This is a genomic window from Streptosporangium sp. G11 (assembly GCF_051192615.1).
Lineage (GTDB): Bacteria > Actinomycetota > Actinomycetes > Streptosporangiales > Streptosporangiaceae > Streptosporangium.
Window position 1 is genome coordinate 17,581 of record NZ_JBPJUQ010000088.1, and the last position, 14,888, is coordinate 32,468.

Annotated in this window: 12 protein-coding genes and 1 pseudogene; 11 read left to right on the top strand and 2 right to left on the bottom strand. The window is 70.2% G+C overall.

The features are described 5' to 3' along the window. Window position 1 precedes the first annotated feature (1 nt). The 5 genes and pseudogenes from ACSDR0_RS42460 to ACSDR0_RS42480 form a co-directional block, all read left to right on the top strand. Window positions 2-310, top strand: a pseudogene (locus ACSDR0_RS42460) (methylmalonyl-CoA mutase family protein); the annotation flags it as partial. Further along, a complete protein-coding gene (locus tag ACSDR0_RS42465) occupies window positions 307-1,914 on the top strand; it encodes an acyl-CoA carboxylase subunit beta (protein WP_435294638.1) in 1,608 nt (535 codons plus the stop codon). The pseudogene ACSDR0_RS42460 and the gene ACSDR0_RS42465, both read left to right, overlap by 4 nt. Before the next feature lie 15 nt (window positions 1,915-1,929). Continuing rightward, window positions 1,930-2,127, top strand: a complete 198-nt coding sequence (locus ACSDR0_RS42470) for an acyl-CoA carboxylase subunit epsilon (RefSeq protein WP_435294639.1) — start codon at window positions 1,930-1,932, stop codon at window positions 2,125-2,127. Between the two features lie 19 nt (window positions 2,128-2,146). Continuing rightward, the gene (locus ACSDR0_RS42475; protein WP_435294640.1) at window positions 2,147-2,419 is read left to right on the top strand and encodes a cobalamin-dependent protein; all 273 of its coding nucleotides are present in this window, start codon (window positions 2,147-2,149) and stop codon (window positions 2,417-2,419) included. Then, entirely contained in the window at window positions 2,416-4,173 is a 1,758-nt protein-coding gene (locus ACSDR0_RS42480) for an acetyl/propionyl/methylcrotonyl-CoA carboxylase subunit alpha (protein ID WP_435294650.1), read from the top strand. The genes ACSDR0_RS42475 and ACSDR0_RS42480 overlap by 4 nt, the downstream gene beginning before the upstream one ends. Before the next feature lie 55 nt (window positions 4,174-4,228). Here the strand turns inward: ACSDR0_RS42480 and ACSDR0_RS42485 are convergent, their stop codons facing one another. Continuing rightward, window positions 4,229-6,568, bottom strand: coding sequence for a transketolase-like TK C-terminal-containing protein (locus ACSDR0_RS42485; RefSeq protein WP_435294641.1), 2,340 nt, complete (start codon window positions 6,566-6,568; stop codon window positions 4,229-4,231). Window positions 6,569-6,838: 270 nt separating this feature from the next. Between ACSDR0_RS42485 and ACSDR0_RS42490 the strand changes: the two genes are divergently transcribed. The 6 genes from ACSDR0_RS42490 to ACSDR0_RS42515 all read left to right on the top strand — a co-directional run bounded on the left by ACSDR0_RS42490 (window position 6,839) and on the right by ACSDR0_RS42515 (window position 13,915). Continuing rightward, the gene (locus ACSDR0_RS42490) at window positions 6,839-7,336 is read left to right on the top strand and encodes an Lrp/AsnC family transcriptional regulator (protein WP_435294642.1); all 498 of its coding nucleotides are present in this window, start codon (window positions 6,839-6,841) and stop codon (window positions 7,334-7,336) included. Window positions 7,337-7,398: 62 nt separating this feature from the next. After that, window positions 7,399-8,088 carry a GntR family transcriptional regulator gene (locus ACSDR0_RS42495; RefSeq protein WP_435294643.1) on the top strand — a complete coding sequence of 230 codons (690 nt, stop codon included), beginning with the start codon at window positions 7,399-7,401 and terminating at the stop codon, window positions 8,086-8,088. Between the two features lie 471 nt (window positions 8,089-8,559). Continuing rightward, window positions 8,560-9,159: a VOC family protein gene (locus tag ACSDR0_RS42500; protein WP_435294644.1), complete on the top strand. Its 600-nt coding sequence runs from the start codon at window positions 8,560-8,562 to the stop codon at window positions 9,157-9,159. A gap of 1,363 nt (window positions 9,160-10,522) precedes the next feature. Further along, window positions 10,523-11,635, top strand: a complete 1,113-nt coding sequence (locus ACSDR0_RS42505) for an RICIN domain-containing protein (RefSeq protein WP_435294645.1) — start codon at window positions 10,523-10,525, stop codon at window positions 11,633-11,635. Further along, a complete protein-coding gene (locus tag ACSDR0_RS42510; protein WP_435294646.1) occupies window positions 11,632-12,210 on the top strand; it encodes a glycoside hydrolase domain-containing protein in 579 nt (192 codons plus the stop codon). Before ACSDR0_RS42505 ends, ACSDR0_RS42510 begins: the two co-directional genes overlap by 4 nt. A gap of 238 nt (window positions 12,211-12,448) precedes the next feature. Further along, a complete protein-coding gene (locus tag ACSDR0_RS42515) occupies window positions 12,449-13,915 on the top strand; it encodes a glycoside hydrolase family 76 protein (RefSeq protein ID WP_435294647.1) in 1,467 nt (488 codons plus the stop codon). Between the two features lie 43 nt (window positions 13,916-13,958). Here ACSDR0_RS42515 and ACSDR0_RS42520 read toward each other — a convergent pair whose 3' ends face one another. Then, on the bottom strand, window positions 13,959-14,387 hold the full coding sequence (locus ACSDR0_RS42520; protein ID WP_435294648.1) for a substrate-binding domain-containing protein: 429 nt from the start codon (window positions 14,385-14,387) through the stop codon (window positions 13,959-13,961). Window positions 14,388-14,888 lie beyond the last annotated feature (501 nt).

Here is a 14,888-nt window from a genome sequence, read left to right on the forward strand (position 1 = left end):
CTCCATCTCCGGCCACCACATGGCCGAGGCGGGAGTCACGCCCGTGCAGGAGATCGCGTTCACCCTCGCCAACGCCAGGCAGTACGTGCGTACCGCGATCGCCGCCGGTCTGCGGGCCGTCGAAGACCGCGGCGGCGCTGTCGCGGCGATCGAGCAGGGGTTCCGGAAGTCCGAGATCGAGCGTTCCGCCTATCGGATCGCGCGGGAAATCGACGGAGGCGAGCGTCCGGGGCGCCTTTCGAACATCCTGTGCCGTCGGCCGGTACGGCGACGGGACGGCCACACCGACCAGAACGGGAGTGAACGATGACGGTCGAGCCGTCACGGGCGAACGACCATGACATTCACACGACCGCGGGCAAGCTCGCGGACCTCCGGCGCCGTACCCACGAGGCGACCCACGCGGGCTCGGAGCGCGCCGTCGAGAAGCAGCACGCCAAGGGCAAGCTGACGGCCCGTGAGCGGATCGAGTCGCTGCTCGACGAGGGCTCCTTCGTCGAACTCGACGCGTTCGCCCGGCACCGCTCCACCAACTTCGGGCTGGAGAGGAACCGCCCGTACGGGGACGGTGTCGTCACCGGCTACGGCACGGTGGACGAGCGGCCCGTCGCCGTGTTCTCGCAGGACTTCACCGTCTTCGGCGGCGCCCTCGGCGAGGTCTACGGCCAGAAGATCGTCAAGGTCATGGACTTCGCCCTGAAGACGGGGTGCCCGGTCATCGGCATCAACGACTCCGGCGGCGCGCGGATCCAGGAGGGGGTCGCCTCGCTGGGCGCGTACGGTGAGATCTTCCGCCGCAACACCCACGCCTCCGGTGTCATCCCGCAGATCAGCCTGGTCGTCGGCCCCTGCGCGGGCGGCGCGGTCTACTCCCCGGCCATCACCGACTTCACGGTCATGGTCGATCAGACCTCGCACATGTTCATCACCGGACCGGACGTCATCAAGACCGTGACCGGCGAGGACGTCGGCTTCGAGGAGCTGGGCGGCGCCCGCACCCACAACACGGCCTCCGGTGTCGCCCACCACATGGCGGGCGACGAGAAGGACGCCATCGAGTACGTCAAGCAGCTGCTGTCGTACCTGCCGTCCAACAACCTTTCCGAGGCCCCGGTCTTCCCCGATGAGGCGGACCTGTCCGTCAACGACGAGGACCTGGAGCTGGACACCCTCGTCCCGGACAGCGCCAACCAGCCGTACGACATGCACACGGTGATCGGACACGTCCTCGACGACGCCGACTTCTTCGAGACACAGGCGCTGTTCGCGCCGAACATCGTCACCGGGTTCGGCCGGGTCGAGGGCCACCCGGTCGGCATCGTCGCCAACCAGCCGATGCGGTTCGCCGGCTGCCTCGACATCACCGCCAGCGAGAAGGCCGCCCGCTTCGTGCGGACCTGCGACGCCTTCAACATCCCGGTCGTGACCTTCGTGGACGTCCCCGGCTTCCTGCCGGGCGTGGACCAGGAGCACGACGGCATCATCCGCCGCGGCGCCAAGCTGATCTACGCCTACGCCGAGGCGACCGTCCCGCTGATCACGGTCATCACCCGCAAGGCCTACGGCGGCGCCTATGACGTCATGGGCTCCAAGCACCTGGGCGCCGACCTCAACCTCGCCTGGCCGACCGCCCAGATCGCCGTCATGGGCGCGCAGGGCGCGGTCAACATCCTGCACCGCCGCACCATCGCCGAGGCGGAGGCGAGCGGGGAGGACGCCGAGGCGGTCCGCGCCCGGCTGATCCGGGAGTACGAGGACACCCTCCTCAATCCCTACGTCGCGGCCGAGCGCGGGTACATCGACGCGGTGATCATGCCGTCCGACACCCGCGCCCACATCGTCCGCGGCCTGCGGCAGCTGCGCACCAAGCGGGAGTCCCTGCCTCCGAAGAAGCACGGCAACATCCCCCTCTAGGCCCAGGAAGTGGACATGACGATCAAGGTTGTCCGAGGCGACCCGACCGTGGAGGAGCTCGCCGCCATGGTGGCGGTGCTGTCCCTCGCCGCTGCGGCGGGCCCGGCCCCGGTTCCCCGTCGCGCCGGTACCTGGGCCTCACCCGGCCTTCTCCCGCGCGCACCGCACACCTACGGCCCCGCCGGCTGGCTCGCCTCCGCCCTCCCTCGCTAGACGCCCGATCGGAGAGACCATGAAAACCGTCCAAAAGGCGGCGCGTCGCGCCGCCTCCGCGTCGGCGCCGCGCGCTCACGTGGTGATCGCCAAGCCGGGACCCGACGGCCATGACCGCGGCGCCAAGGTCATCGCCCGGGCGTTGCGCGACGCCGGCCACGAAGTGATTCACCCGGGCCTGCACCAGACCCCGTCCCGGATCGTGGCCACCGTCATCGCCGAGGACCGGATCGTGGAGACCGTCGATCGGATCGGCGCCACCCCGCCGGACATGACGGAGGCGACATGCTGACGAAGGTGCTCATCGCCAACCGTGGCGAAATCGCCGTCCGGGTGGCCCGAGCCTGCCGGGACTCCGGTATCGCGAGCGTGGCCGTCTACGCCGATCCGGACCGGGACGCCGTGCACGTCCGCGCCGCGGACGAGGCGTTCGCCCTGGGCGGTGACACTCCGGCCACCAGTTACCTGGACATCGAGAAGGTCCTCGACGCCGCGCGCGAGTCCGGCGCGGACGCCGTCCATCCGGGTTACGGATTCCTCTCGGAGAACGCGGAGTTCGCGCAGGCGGTCCTGGACGCCGGCCTGAACTGGATCGGCCCGCCCCCGCAGGCCATCCGCGACCTCGGCGACAAGGTGGCGGCCCGCCACATCGCCCAGCGCGCGGGTGCCCCGCTCGTCGCGGGCACCCGCGACCCGGTCTCCGGCGCCGGCGAGGTCGTCGCCTTCGCCGAGGAGCACGGACTGCCGATCGCGATCAAGGCCGCCTTCGGCGGTGGCGGGCGGGGCCTCAAGGTCGCCCGGACGCTGGAAGAGGTCCCGGAGTTGTACGACTCCGCGGTGCGCGAGGCGGTCGCCGCCTTTGGGCGCGGAGAGTGCTTCGTCGAGCGCTACCTCGACCGCCCTCGCCACGTGGAGACCCAGTGCCTGGCGGACAGGCACGGCAACGTGGTCGTCGTCTCCACCCGTGACTGCTCCCTGCAGCGCCGCCACCAGAAGCTGGTCGAGGAGGCTCCCGCGCCCTTCCTCTCCGAGGAGCAGGTCGCCGAGCTGTACCGCGCCTCCAAGGCGATCCTGAAGGAGGCCGGCTACGAAGGTGCCGGCACCTGTGAGTTCCTGGTCGCCCAGGACGGCACGATCTCCTTCCTTGAGGTGAACACCCGCCTCCAGGTGGAGCACCCGGTGACCGAGGAGGTCGCCGGCATCGACCTGGTCCGCGAGATGTTCCGCATCGCCGACGGCGAGGAGCTGGGTTACGGCGACCCGGTGCTGCGCGGTCACTCCTTCGAGTTCCGCGTCAACGGCGAGGACCCGGGCCGCGGCTTCCTGCCGGCGCCGGGCATCGTCACCAGGTTCGATCCGCCGTCCGGTCCCGGTGTCCGCCTGGACGCGGGCGTGGAGTCCGGCTCGGTCATCGGCCCGGCCTGGGACTCCCTGCTCGCCAAGCTGGTCGTCACGGGCCGCACCCGTAAGGAGGCCCTGGAGCGGGCCGCCCGCGCCCTGGAGGAGTTCCAGGTCGAGGGCATGGCGACGGCCATCCCGTTCCACCGCGCGGTCGTGCGGGACCCGGCGTTCGCGCCGGAGCTGACCGGCTCCACCGGCCCGTTCACGGTCCACACCCGCTGGATCGAGACGGAGTTCGTCAACGAGATCAAGCCGTTCGCCGCCCCCGCCGACGCCGAGGCGGAGGAGACGGCCCGCGAGACGGTCGTCGTCGAGGTCGGCGGCAAGCGCCTGGAGGTCTCCCTCCCGTCCTCCCTGGGCATGTCCCCCGCCCGCACCGGCGCCAGGCCCAAGCGCCGCGCGGCCAGGAAGTCCGGCCCCGTGGCGTCCGGCGACACCCTCGCCTCGCCCATGCAGGGCACGATTGTGAAGGTCGCCGTCGAGGACGGCCAGGAGGTCAAGGAGGGCGACCTGGTCGTCGTCCTGGAGGCCATGAAAATGGAACAGCCCCTGAACGCCCACAGGGCGGGCACCGTCAAGGGCCTGACCGCCGAGGTCGGCGCCACCGTCACCTCGGGTGCGGTGATCTGCGAGATCAAGGACTGAGGCGAGGTGGGTGTGTCGATGACGGGGGAGTGCGCTCCGGCTTCCCGAAGTGGGATCACTCCGTCAGGTCGAGGGCGGCGCGGACGACGCTGTCGGTGTCGATGCCGTGATGGCGGTAGACGTCCTCCAGCGAGCCGGACTGACCGAAGCGGGTCACGCCCAGCGTGCGCAGAGGGACCCGTTGGATGCCCGCGAGGAAGGCCAGGGTGTGCGGGTGGCCGTCCAGGACGGTGACCAGCGGGGTGGCGCGCGAGGCGGGGAAGACCTGGTCGAGGATCCAGGTGTCGGCGTGGCCGTGGCCGGAGCGGGCGTCGAGGGCCTGGAAGAGCAGGCCGGGGCTGGTGACGCAGACGACGTCCGCCGCGATGCCCTGCCGTTGGAGACGGTCGGCCGCGGCCAGGGCCTCGGTGACCACGGCGCCCATGGCGGCGATGGTGACCCGGGGGCGCTCGGTGCGGCGCAGCGGGTAGGCGCCGGCGACGACCTGGCGGCGGCGGCGCTCGCGGGCGGCCGGATCGGCGGGCACCGCGGCCAGGGACTGGTCGACGGGCCGGGTGGACAGCCGCAGGTAGGCGGAGCCGCCGTCCGGCCTGCCCAGGCGGGCCATCGCGGCGAGCAGGGCCCACTCGGTGTCGAGGACGAACGCCGGCTCCCAGGTCGTGCAGCCGGGCTGTTCGATGCCGAGGGAGGGGGTGGTGATGGACTGGTGGGCGCCGCCCTCGGGGGCCAGGGTGACCCCCGAGGGGGTGCCGACGAGGATGGACTGGCCGCCGGCGTAGATGCCGAAGGACCAGGGTTCCAGGGCGCGCTGGACGAAGGGGTCGTAGAGCACGCCGATGGGCAGCAGCGGCTTGCCCCAGCGGCTCCAGGTCGCGCCGAGCTCGCCGAGCAGCCCGACGAGGTTGGTCTCGGCGATGCCGAGTTCGATGTGCTGGCCGGTGGGCTTCTCACGCCAGTGCAGCAGGGTTTCGGCGTCGTCGTGGAACCAGTTGACACGCTCGGTGGGTGCCCAGACCCCGACCTTGTTGACCCAGCCGCCCAGGTTGGTGCTCGAGCTGACGTCCGGGCTGACGGTGACGATGCGGCGGGCCGTCTCCGGGGCGGCGCGGGTCAGGTCGAGCAGGACCCGGCCGAGGGCGGCCTGGGTGGTCGCGGTGCCGGTGGGGGTGCGGCCGATGTCGGTGGGCACCGCCGAGGGGGGCGTGGCCTCGACCGGGTCCCGGCGCAGCCGCGCCGCGGCCCCGGCGCACAGGCGTCCGGCCGCCGAGTCGGAGGGGAAGGCGTCCCAGGGACGGGCCGGATCGGCGCCGATCCGGGTGGCCAGTTCGTTGATCTGGGCCTCGGTCAGCAGCGAGGAGTGGTTCTGCGGGTGGCCCTGGGTGGGCAGGCCGTAGCCCTTGACGGTGTAGGCGAAGATCACGGTGGGCCGGTGGTCGTCGACGGAGGCGAGCGCGTCGTCGAGTGCGGCCAGGTCGTGCCCGCCCAGATTACGCAGGGCCTGCATCAGGGTCGTGTCGTCCAGCTGTTCCGCGAGCGTGGCGATCGACCGGGCGTCGGCGCCGGCGCCGGGCAGGCGTTCGCGCAGTTCGTCGGCGGAGCAGCGCAGGAGCCGCTGGTACTCGGGGTTGGGCATCGCGTCGATGCGCCGGCGCAGCTGCGCGCCGCCGGGGCGGGTGAACAGCTCCTCCAGCAGGGTCCCGTACTTGAGAGTGAGCACCTGCCAGCCGGCCGAGGCGAACATGCCCTGCAGGCGGTCCGCGGCGATGTCGGGCACGACCCGGTCCAGGGACTGCCGGTTGAGGTCGATGATCCACACCAGCTCACCGAGTTCGGCGACCTGCGGGTCCAGCACGGCCTCCCAGACCGCGCCCTCGTCCAGCTCGGCGTCGCCGATCAGTGCGTACTGCCGTCCCGCCGCGGTGCCGGCGTCCTCGGAGGCGTAACGGCGGGCGATCGCTCCCCAGATGGTGGCGGTGGCTCCGATGCCGACGGAGCCGGTGGAGTAGTCGACCGGGTCGGGGTCCTTCGAGCGGCTCGGGTAGCTCTGCAGTCCGCCGAACGCGCGCAGGGTCGGCAGGAACCCGGCGTCGAGGTTTCCCTGGAGGTAGTTGATGGCGTGCAGGACCGGCGAGGCGTGGGGTTTGACCGACACCCGGTCCTCGGGCCGTAGGTGACGGAACCACAGCGTCGTCATGATCGACACCATTGAGGCGCACGAGGCCTGGTGGCCCCCCACCTTGAGCCCGCTGGGATTGGGGCGCACCCGGTTGGCGTGGTGCACGATGGCGCTGGACAGCCACAGCACACGGTTCTCGACCTCGCGCAGGACGTCGAAGTCGGAGGAGCCGTCGTCGGGAGTGCGGAAGGCGGCGGCTTGAGCTGGGGCAGTGGTCATACGGAACGGACCTCCTCGCGACCTGCGCTCGCCGGAGCGAGCCGAGTGGTCGGGAAGCGACAGGGAAGGCGTGCCGGGCACGGCACGAACGAAGAACTGCCACGGGCGGCGTCCGCTGGGAAGTGGCCGGATCGCGGCCGTAGGCGGATCACCTGGCGGGCAGTTGTTGCGATTAAGCACACCAGCTGGGCAGAATGTGCGCAAGAGCCTGTGTGATAACAGTGCAGGACGCCCAATTTCCCCTCCTCACTCCTTGGAAAGGTGTGCATCGTGCCCGATTCCGCGCGGATGAACTCCACCGATGCCAGGCTCCTGCTCGCCCTTACCGCGCACCCCCGGGCCACCGCCGTCGCGCTCGCCGACCAGGCCGGCCTCAGCCGCAACACCGTTCAGGCACGACTGGCCGCACTGGACCGCACCAACGCCGTGGGCTCCTTCGAGCGCCGCATCAGCCCGGCCGCGCTCGGCTACCCGCTGACCGCCTTCGTGACCACCCGCGTCGTCCAGCGGCGGCTCGACGAGGTCGCCGCCGCGCTCGCCGCCATTCCCGAGGTCCTCCAGGTGCACGGCCTGACCGGCGAGAGCGATCTCCTGGTCCACGTGGTGGCCACCGACGCCGATGATCTGTACCGGATCGCGGGTCAGATTCTCGACAACCCCGGTGTGGAGCGCACCAATACCGCTCTCGTCATGCGCCAGATGGTCGAGTACCGCATCACCCCGCTCCTGCAGCGGGCCGCCGGGGGAAGGCCGAGAACACAGCAGTGATATGACTGATAACATCGGCGTGCCGGCAAGGCCTGCAGAGGCTGCCCGGGGGGAGGGCCATCGTGGCTGGAGCGAGCACGACCGGCGTACGCCGCGTGCAACCACTGTCGGTGGTCGAGCAGGTGACGAAGGAGATCCGCCGGTCCATCCTCGCCGCCGACCTGCGCCCGGGGCAGGAATTCTCCCTCCGTGAGATCGCCGGTCGCCTCGGGGTCAGCATCATCCCCGTGCGTGAGGCCCTGCACCACCTTGAGAGCCAGGGGCTCATCATCACCGCTCGCGGGAAAAGCGCCACGGTCGCCCCGCTCAGCCATGAGGACCTGCGCGCCATCTACCGCCTGCGCCGGCAGATCGAACCGGAACTCGCCGGGCGGGCCTGCCTGCTGCTGACCGACCGTGATCACGCCCGGCTCACGGCCCATCTGGCCGTCTTCGGTGACGAGAGCCTCGGGCTCGAGGAGATCTACGAGGCCCATCACGAGTTCCACCTCGATCTGCTGCGCCCCGCGGCCACCGGCTGGGACCTGCGCATGCTGGGCATGCTCTGGCACGCGGCCGAACGCTACGTGCGGCTCGCCTCCGGCGGCCGCGACGGCGACCCCGACGAACCCCGCAGGCGGGAGGCCGCGCACGCGGAGCTTCTCGCCGCGGTGGCGGAACGTGATCCCGGCCGTGCCGCTCAAGCGGTCCTGATCCACCTGGACACGAACGAGCAGATCGCCCAGCAGGGCATCGCGGCCGTCGCCGACTGACCATCTCGGCGTCGCCACCACAGCCGCTCCACGCGCCGGCTGATCCCTGCCGGCCACCGGTCGCGGCCTGTGGCGCGGCCTCGGGGACGCTCCGCGGCAGGGCGCGGCGCGTCGACTGTGATCGGCGTCGGCGGCGGGGCCCGATGACGGCCGGCGCCTCCTTCCCGGTTCTTGCCCGTCAGCTCACGCGCGCCTGCGACCGACCTGCGCGAATCAGTTCACGCGCGCTTGCGACCGACCTGCGCGAAGATCGACGCCGGACCTGGCGTATGCGTTCGACGCGCCACCGGCCCGTTGACACGACGTCGTAACGGGCCGGAAACCCCGGCCTGCCAAAAGAACTCGCTTCAGAGGCTTTCTGTTATCACATATCACTGCTACGGCGGTGCACTATTACAGGCTCTCGAAGCACCAAGAGCGATGTCGACGCCGCCTGTGCGTTTCAGGCGGAAGAGTCCAGGGAGATCTGCCATGTCCGCGAGCCCGAAGTTCGCCCGCGTCGTTTTCCAGCCGGCCCAGCCGCAGGAGATGCGTGACTGGTACTGCACCGTCCTCGACGGTCACGTCGTCTACCAGGACGACGCCCTTTCGTTCATCACCTTCGATGAGGAGCACCACCGGGTCGCCCTGATCCACCCGCCCGTCCCGCTCCAGCGTAAGACGCCCGACACGGTCGCGATGCATCACGTCGCGTACACGTTCGACTCCATCGACGACCTGCTCGCCAGGTACGTCCTGCTGCGCGACCAGGGGGTCCTGCCGGCGGTCTGCATCGCGCACGGCGTCACCACCTCGATGTACTACCGCGACCCCGACGGGAACATGGTCGAGATGCAGATCGACCGGTTCGAGGAGCCGAACGACGCCACCGCCTACATGAAGGGACCGGAGTACGCGGCCGACTCCGTCGGTCCCTCCGTCGGTCCCTCCGTCGGTCCCTCCTTCGACCCGGAGGCGCTTCTCGAGGCCCGGCGCGACGGCGCCACGGTGGAGGAGCTCTCCGATCGTGCCTGGGCGCTCGAGTCCGACCTGCCCGACCCGATGCCCATTCTCATGGGCGGAGGACACTGAGGGAAAAGAACGCATGATTCAGGACGTACAGCCGGCCGCGCGGCCGGTGGGCCTTCCGTCCGGTTCCTGTGTGATGGGGCTGACCCCGTTCGACCGGGACGGTGACCTCGACGAGGGCGCGCTTCGCGGCGATCTTTCACAGCGAGAACGTCTCGCCGGGCGCGAGGTCTCCCGAGACGATCGAACGTCGCAACCCGGTGGTCACCAGATCCGAGACCGAGTGGGACTCGATCGGTTGAACGGGGAGCTTCTTCACTGTTCCTGCTTTCGCGCTCGTTTCGGTATCAAGTGCAGCTGCGCCTCGCCGAGCCGCGCATGGGGGGCCTGAGCGCACGTAATACGATATAACAGCTCTATCTCGTCTCGCGAGGGTGCGCCGCTCGGGGTGAAGTGCCCCGGAGCGTATACCGCACACGTCGGCCCCGCCATGGCCGCGCTTCGCGCCGAGCCCCGTGGATCCGGTCCGCGGACCCGCCTTCGTCCACGTCCAGCAGGACCAGCGCGAGATGGGCAGGCGGGCGGTCGCCTGCCGGCACTGGTCCGCGGGGAAGAGGTCCCCAAGCGGTCGACCATCCCCTTCTCGCTGATCGACGCCGAGACGGCACCCATGTGAACGCCTCCGGCCGTTCTCGTCGGGGCGCCACTTGGAATGGCGTGAGCCGCGAGCCTGTGGGAGCAGGCCCGAGACCGGCGGACGCACCCGCTCGGACGTGCGATCGCCCGAAGGTCGGCTGTCGAATGCCTGGTCACATGGCCTGATCCGCGCTTTCGACAAGCCTGTGGCCACCGCCATAAAGGGCGGTCGCCGCTTCTAACAATCATGAAGACAACGTTGACAAACGCTGGTAATTTCCTCTTTGCTTACGGCATTCGATGTCCCGTCGGTCCGGTGACAGTACGTCTGTCCGATCCTGGAGCCGTAACGATGAAAACGATGGCATCTTCCGCTCACGCTGTGCCTCATCCTCCCGGGACTCACCGTACCGACCACGACCGCGGCGTCAGTGGTGGTCGCCGAGCCCGCCGCGCCGAGAGAGCAAACCGAGCCAGGACATCGACGTCCTCCAGCCGGCTGACGAGCTTCGACGGCGACTCGCCTTCGTCGTCGAAGGTCCGGGCACCGTCGGTGGCACCCCGGCCCTGATCGTGGGCCGCGTCGGCGGTACCGGCCGGCAGCGGACCTTTCCACCCCCGAACGACGCACCCGCCGTGTGAGCCGCACGGCTCGACCTTGCTGGGCACGCCCTTTCCACCCCCCACGACGCACCCGCCCCTGCCGCGGCGGGCCCCTTTCCGGCCCCGGCGGCCTGCCGGGGCCGGAAAGGGGCCCGCTCCGGGGGCGGTGCGGACGAAAGGATCAGTCATGCGATGGAACTCCAGGCGGTTCTGGGCCGCCGTGCTCGGGTTCGCCCTCGCCGCCGCCGGGTTGACGATGGCGGCGGCCGCGCCGGCTCAGGCCGAGTCGAACGGTGGCGTGCGGGTCATGCCGCTCGGCGACTCCATCACCGACGGGTTCAACGTGCCCGGCGGCTATCGCGTCAACCTGTGGCAGCGGATGGTGTCAGGACAGTACACGGTCGACTTCGTCGGGTCCGGGTTCAACGGGCCGGCCACCCTCGGCGACCACGACCACGAGGGCCACTCGGGGTGGCGGATCAACGATCTCGACGCGAACATCGTCGGCTGGCTGCGGAACTCCGCCCCGCGCACCATCCTGCTGCACATCGGCACCAACGACATGAACCAGAACTACGACGTCGCGGGCGCGCCGGGCCGGTTGTCGGCGCTCATCGACAAGATCCGGGCCAACGCGCCGGTGGTCGAACTCTTCGTCGCGCAGATCGTTCCGGCGGGCGACCCCGCGGTGGAGTCGCGGATACGGGCGTTCAACGCCGCCGTCCCCGGCATCGTCGCGCAGAAGGGGCCGATGACCCACCTGGTCGACATGCACTCCGGGTTCACCGTCGCCGACCTCGCCGACGGTCTCCACCCGAACGCGGGCGGCTACGCCAAGATGGCGGAGCGCTGGTTCTCCGCGCTGCGGTCCGTGCCCGGCAGTCTCGCCCCGGTGGTGGCCCCGCCGGTCGGCATCGCCGTCTCGCTGGCCAACCCGCAGTCCAACCGCTGCCTGGACGTCTCCGGGGTCAGCACCACTCCCGGCGCGCAGGTGCACATCTGGGACTGCCACGGCGGGAGCAACCAGCGCTGGACCCGCACCGCTGCCGGTGAGCTGCGCGTCTACGGCGACCGCTGCCTGGACGTGAACGGCAACGGCACGGCCAACGGCACGAAGGTGCAGATCTGGACGTGCAACGGCGGGGCGGCGCAGAGGTTCACGTTCGCCACGAACGGCACCGTCGTGGGCGCCGGGTCGGGCAAGTGCCTCGACGTGACGGCGAGCGGGACCGCGAACGGGACGTTGGTGGCGCTGTGGGAGTGCAACGGCACCGGGGCACAGCGCTGGTCCGTACGATGACTCCCGCGGTGGACGCCTCCACCGCGGTGAGCGACACCGAGGTCCAGGGCTCGATCACCTCCGGGCACTTCTGCGCGTCCAGCCCGACGTACACCCTCTACTTCACCATGGTCTTCGACCGGCCGTTCTCCTCCAGCGGCTCGTTCACCAACGGCGGCTCCGTCACCTTCGACGCCTCCGGCAACCGGGTGGTGCACGCGAAGGTGGGCCTGTCGTACGTGTCGCTCGACGGCGCCAGGGCCAACCGCGCCGCCGAGAACCCGAACTGGAACTTCGACGCGACGCGGCAGGCCACCAAGGACGCCTGGAACAAGCTGCCGCGCAAGATCGAGATCTCCGGTGGCACCACCGACCAGCAGGTCGTGTTCTACACCGCGCCCTGCCACTCGCTGCTGCATCCCAACGTGGTCAGCGACGTCGACGGGCGTTGTCGGGGCTTCGACCACCGGGTGCACACCGTCTCCGGCGGGCAGAAGGCGCAGTACGGCAACTTCTCCGGCTGGGACATCTATCGAACGCAGGCGCAGCCGCACGCGCCGGTCGCGCCACAGGAGGCGGGCGACAGCGCGCAGTGACGGCACCCGGCTGCAACTGTGGGACTGCAACGGCTCCACCGCCCAACGCTGGACGCTGCCGTCCGCGTGAGCGGGTCGAGCCGGTGACGACCGGCGCCACCCGTTCCCGACAACCCGGTGCGCGGCTCCGGTGGCCCCCCACACCGGAGCCGCGCACCGCCGGCCCTCGACCGCTCCCCGCGATCGTTCCGCCGGCGTCGAAAGGGAGGAATCGATCACAGTGAATCGAGGAACCATGATGAAGTCCTTACGCGGACTGGCGGTCCTGGCCGCCTTGACCGTCGTGACGACGGCCGCGCCGGCCCTCGCCGGCCCGGCCCAGGCCGTGAGCGGCGCCACCGGGGCGCGAGCCGCCGCGACGATCTGCAACCGCTACTGCGACGGACGTGATCCGGCGCTCTCTCCCTCCGACCGGCAGCCGGTCTCCAGCACCCTGTACGGGCGGCGATTCACCGTGCACGTCAACGACACCGACTCGATGGCCTGGGCCACCGTCGACGGCGGCACCACCACGGACGAGGTGTGGTTGGACCGCTCGTTCGACGGCGGCCGCACCTGGGTCGACAGCCGCCTCGGCTCCACCACGATCCCGGCCGGAGCCTCCGGCACGCGTACCGCCATGTTCAACGTCGATGACTGGGCCAACCAGGGCGTCGGCGCCCTGCGCGCCTGCGGCAAAGCGGGCAACCGGCCAGAGATCACCTGTACGGCGTGGACACGCAGCACCTGGAACGCCGGAGACCGGCGTACCGCGGCGGCCACCGCGCTGATGATGCGCTACAACCGCGGCACCGGCCTCTTCGACGGCAACGGGTGGTGGACCGGCGCCAACGCGCTCACCGCGCTCATCGAGAACATCCAGCGCAGCGGCATGGGCAGCTACGGCTACGCGATCGCCAACACCTACGACAAGAATCTGAACGCCCAGCAGGGCCAGTTCCGCAACGAGTATCTCGACGACACCGGCTGGTGGGGGCTGGCCTGGATGGCCGCCTACGACGTGACCGGCGACGTCCGCTATCTGAACACCGCCAAGGCCGACTCCGACTTCATGTACAGCTACTGGGACAACCGCTGCGGCGGCGGCGTGTGGTGGAAGACCGACCGGGCTCAGAAGAACGCCATCGAGAACAGCCTCTACATCCAGCTCAACGCAGAGTTGTCCCAGCGCATCCCGGGGGACACCGTCTACCGCGGCCGGGCGCAGGCCGCCTGGAACTGGTTCCAGAGCACCGGCATGCTCAACGGCTCGAACCTGGTCAACGACGGCATCAACCTGAGCACCTGCCGCAACAACGGCGACACCACCTGGACCTACAACCAGGGCGTGCTGATCAACGCGCTGGTGGAGCTCAACAGGCTCACCGGCGACGCGAACGCGCTCAGCACGGCCCGCCGCATCGGCGACGCTCTCACCACCAGCGGCTACCTCAGCCCCAACGGCATCCTGCGCGAACCCAACGAGAGCAACACCTGCAGCGGTGACGGAGCGTCGTTCAAGGGCGCGGCGATCCGCGGCCTCGGCGCCCTGAACTCGGTGACCGGCGGCGCGTACAACACCTACCTGCAGCGCAACGCCAACACCGCCTACGCCAGCAACCGGGACAGCCTCGACAACTACGGCAGCCACTGGGCCGGTCCGTTCGTCCCCACCAACCACAGCTGCCAGCACAGCGCGCTCGATCTGCTCAACGCCGCCCCCTGACGGCCACCCGCGGAGGCGACCCGGGGAGCGGAGCCACGGGCGATCAGCCGCCGATGTCGCGTGGCGGCGGACGTTCACTCGAGTCACGGACGAGGAGGCGGGTCGACAGCACCACATGCCGAGCCGATTCGTAGACGTCACCGAAGAGCTGGTCGAGCAGCAGCTGCGCCGCCCACCGCCCCATCTCCTCGGGGTCATGCGTGATCACGCTGACCCCGAGGAAGTCCCCCAGGTCCAGCTCGTCGAAGCCGATCAACACCGGCGGCGACGGATGTCCCCGCAGTGCCCGCACGGCACCGGTGGTGATCCGGTTGTTCATGGTGAACAGCGCGGTCGGTGCCGGGGTACGGTCCAGCAGTTCCCTCACCGCCCGTTCGGCGGCGGCCACGTCGTGCGCGTTCTCCAGTGGTTGGTGGCGCCGTCGCAGGTTCAGATCTGCGGTGGCGTGCCGTACGCGGTGGCGTTCAGGCACTTGCCGGAGCAGGCGCTGACGGGCGTGCCGCCGGCGTCGGGGATTCACCGCCGGTGGACCCCGCCGGTGGACCCCGCCGGTGGACCCCGCCGTTGCGGTCCGCACGCGCGCCTCCCAAGCTGCCGGTAGAACGCTCAAACCGAAAGCACGGCACGCTTCGCAGGTGTCACTGCCTCGGTTCGGCCGGCTGGCGTACGAACCGATCGGGTTCCAGCACGGAATATCAGCGAACGCGCTTTGTATGTCAACGATGTCACAAGTGCCTTTTTAATACGTGATATCCGGATGTCCGGCGAACATAGCCTGCGATCCGGGTGTCGAGATGATGCTAAAACCGCTGGGGCATGCGAAGGCCGGCCACTGCCCGATTTTGGAGTGTCTTCGGGCAGTGGCCGGGTTTCGCATTCGGTTATGAGACCCTCGCGAGCCTCCACTGCTGGTTGGTGCCGGTCCCGCAGGTGGCCTGGGTGAGTTGGGTGCCGTCCGCGGTCGAGGCGCCGG

Bases quoted from the DNA above. Each gene is read 5' to 3' on its own strand.
- ACSDR0_RS42465 (WP_435294638.1), top strand. From the start codon at position 307: ATGACGGTCGAGCCGTCACGGGCGAACGACCATGACATTCACACGACC.
- ACSDR0_RS42470 (WP_435294639.1), top strand. From the start codon at position 1,930: ATGACGATCAAGGTTGTCCGAGGCGACCCGACCGTGGAGGAGCTCGCC.
- ACSDR0_RS42475 (WP_435294640.1), top strand. From the start codon at position 2,147: ATGAAAACCGTCCAAAAGGCGGCGCGTCGCGCCGCCTCCGCGTCGGCG.
- ACSDR0_RS42485 (WP_435294641.1), bottom strand. From the start codon at position 6,568: ATGACCACTGCCCCAGCTCAAGCCGCCGCCTTCCGCACTCCCGACGAC.
- ACSDR0_RS42500 (WP_435294644.1), top strand. From the start codon at position 8,560: ATGTCCGCGAGCCCGAAGTTCGCCCGCGTCGTTTTCCAGCCGGCCCAG.
- ACSDR0_RS42505 (WP_435294645.1), top strand. From the start codon at position 10,523: ATGCGATGGAACTCCAGGCGGTTCTGGGCCGCCGTGCTCGGGTTCGCC.
- ACSDR0_RS42510 (WP_435294646.1), top strand. From the start codon at position 11,632: ATGACTCCCGCGGTGGACGCCTCCACCGCGGTGAGCGACACCGAGGTC.
- ACSDR0_RS42515 (WP_435294647.1), top strand. From the start codon at position 12,449: ATGAAGTCCTTACGCGGACTGGCGGTCCTGGCCGCCTTGACCGTCGTG.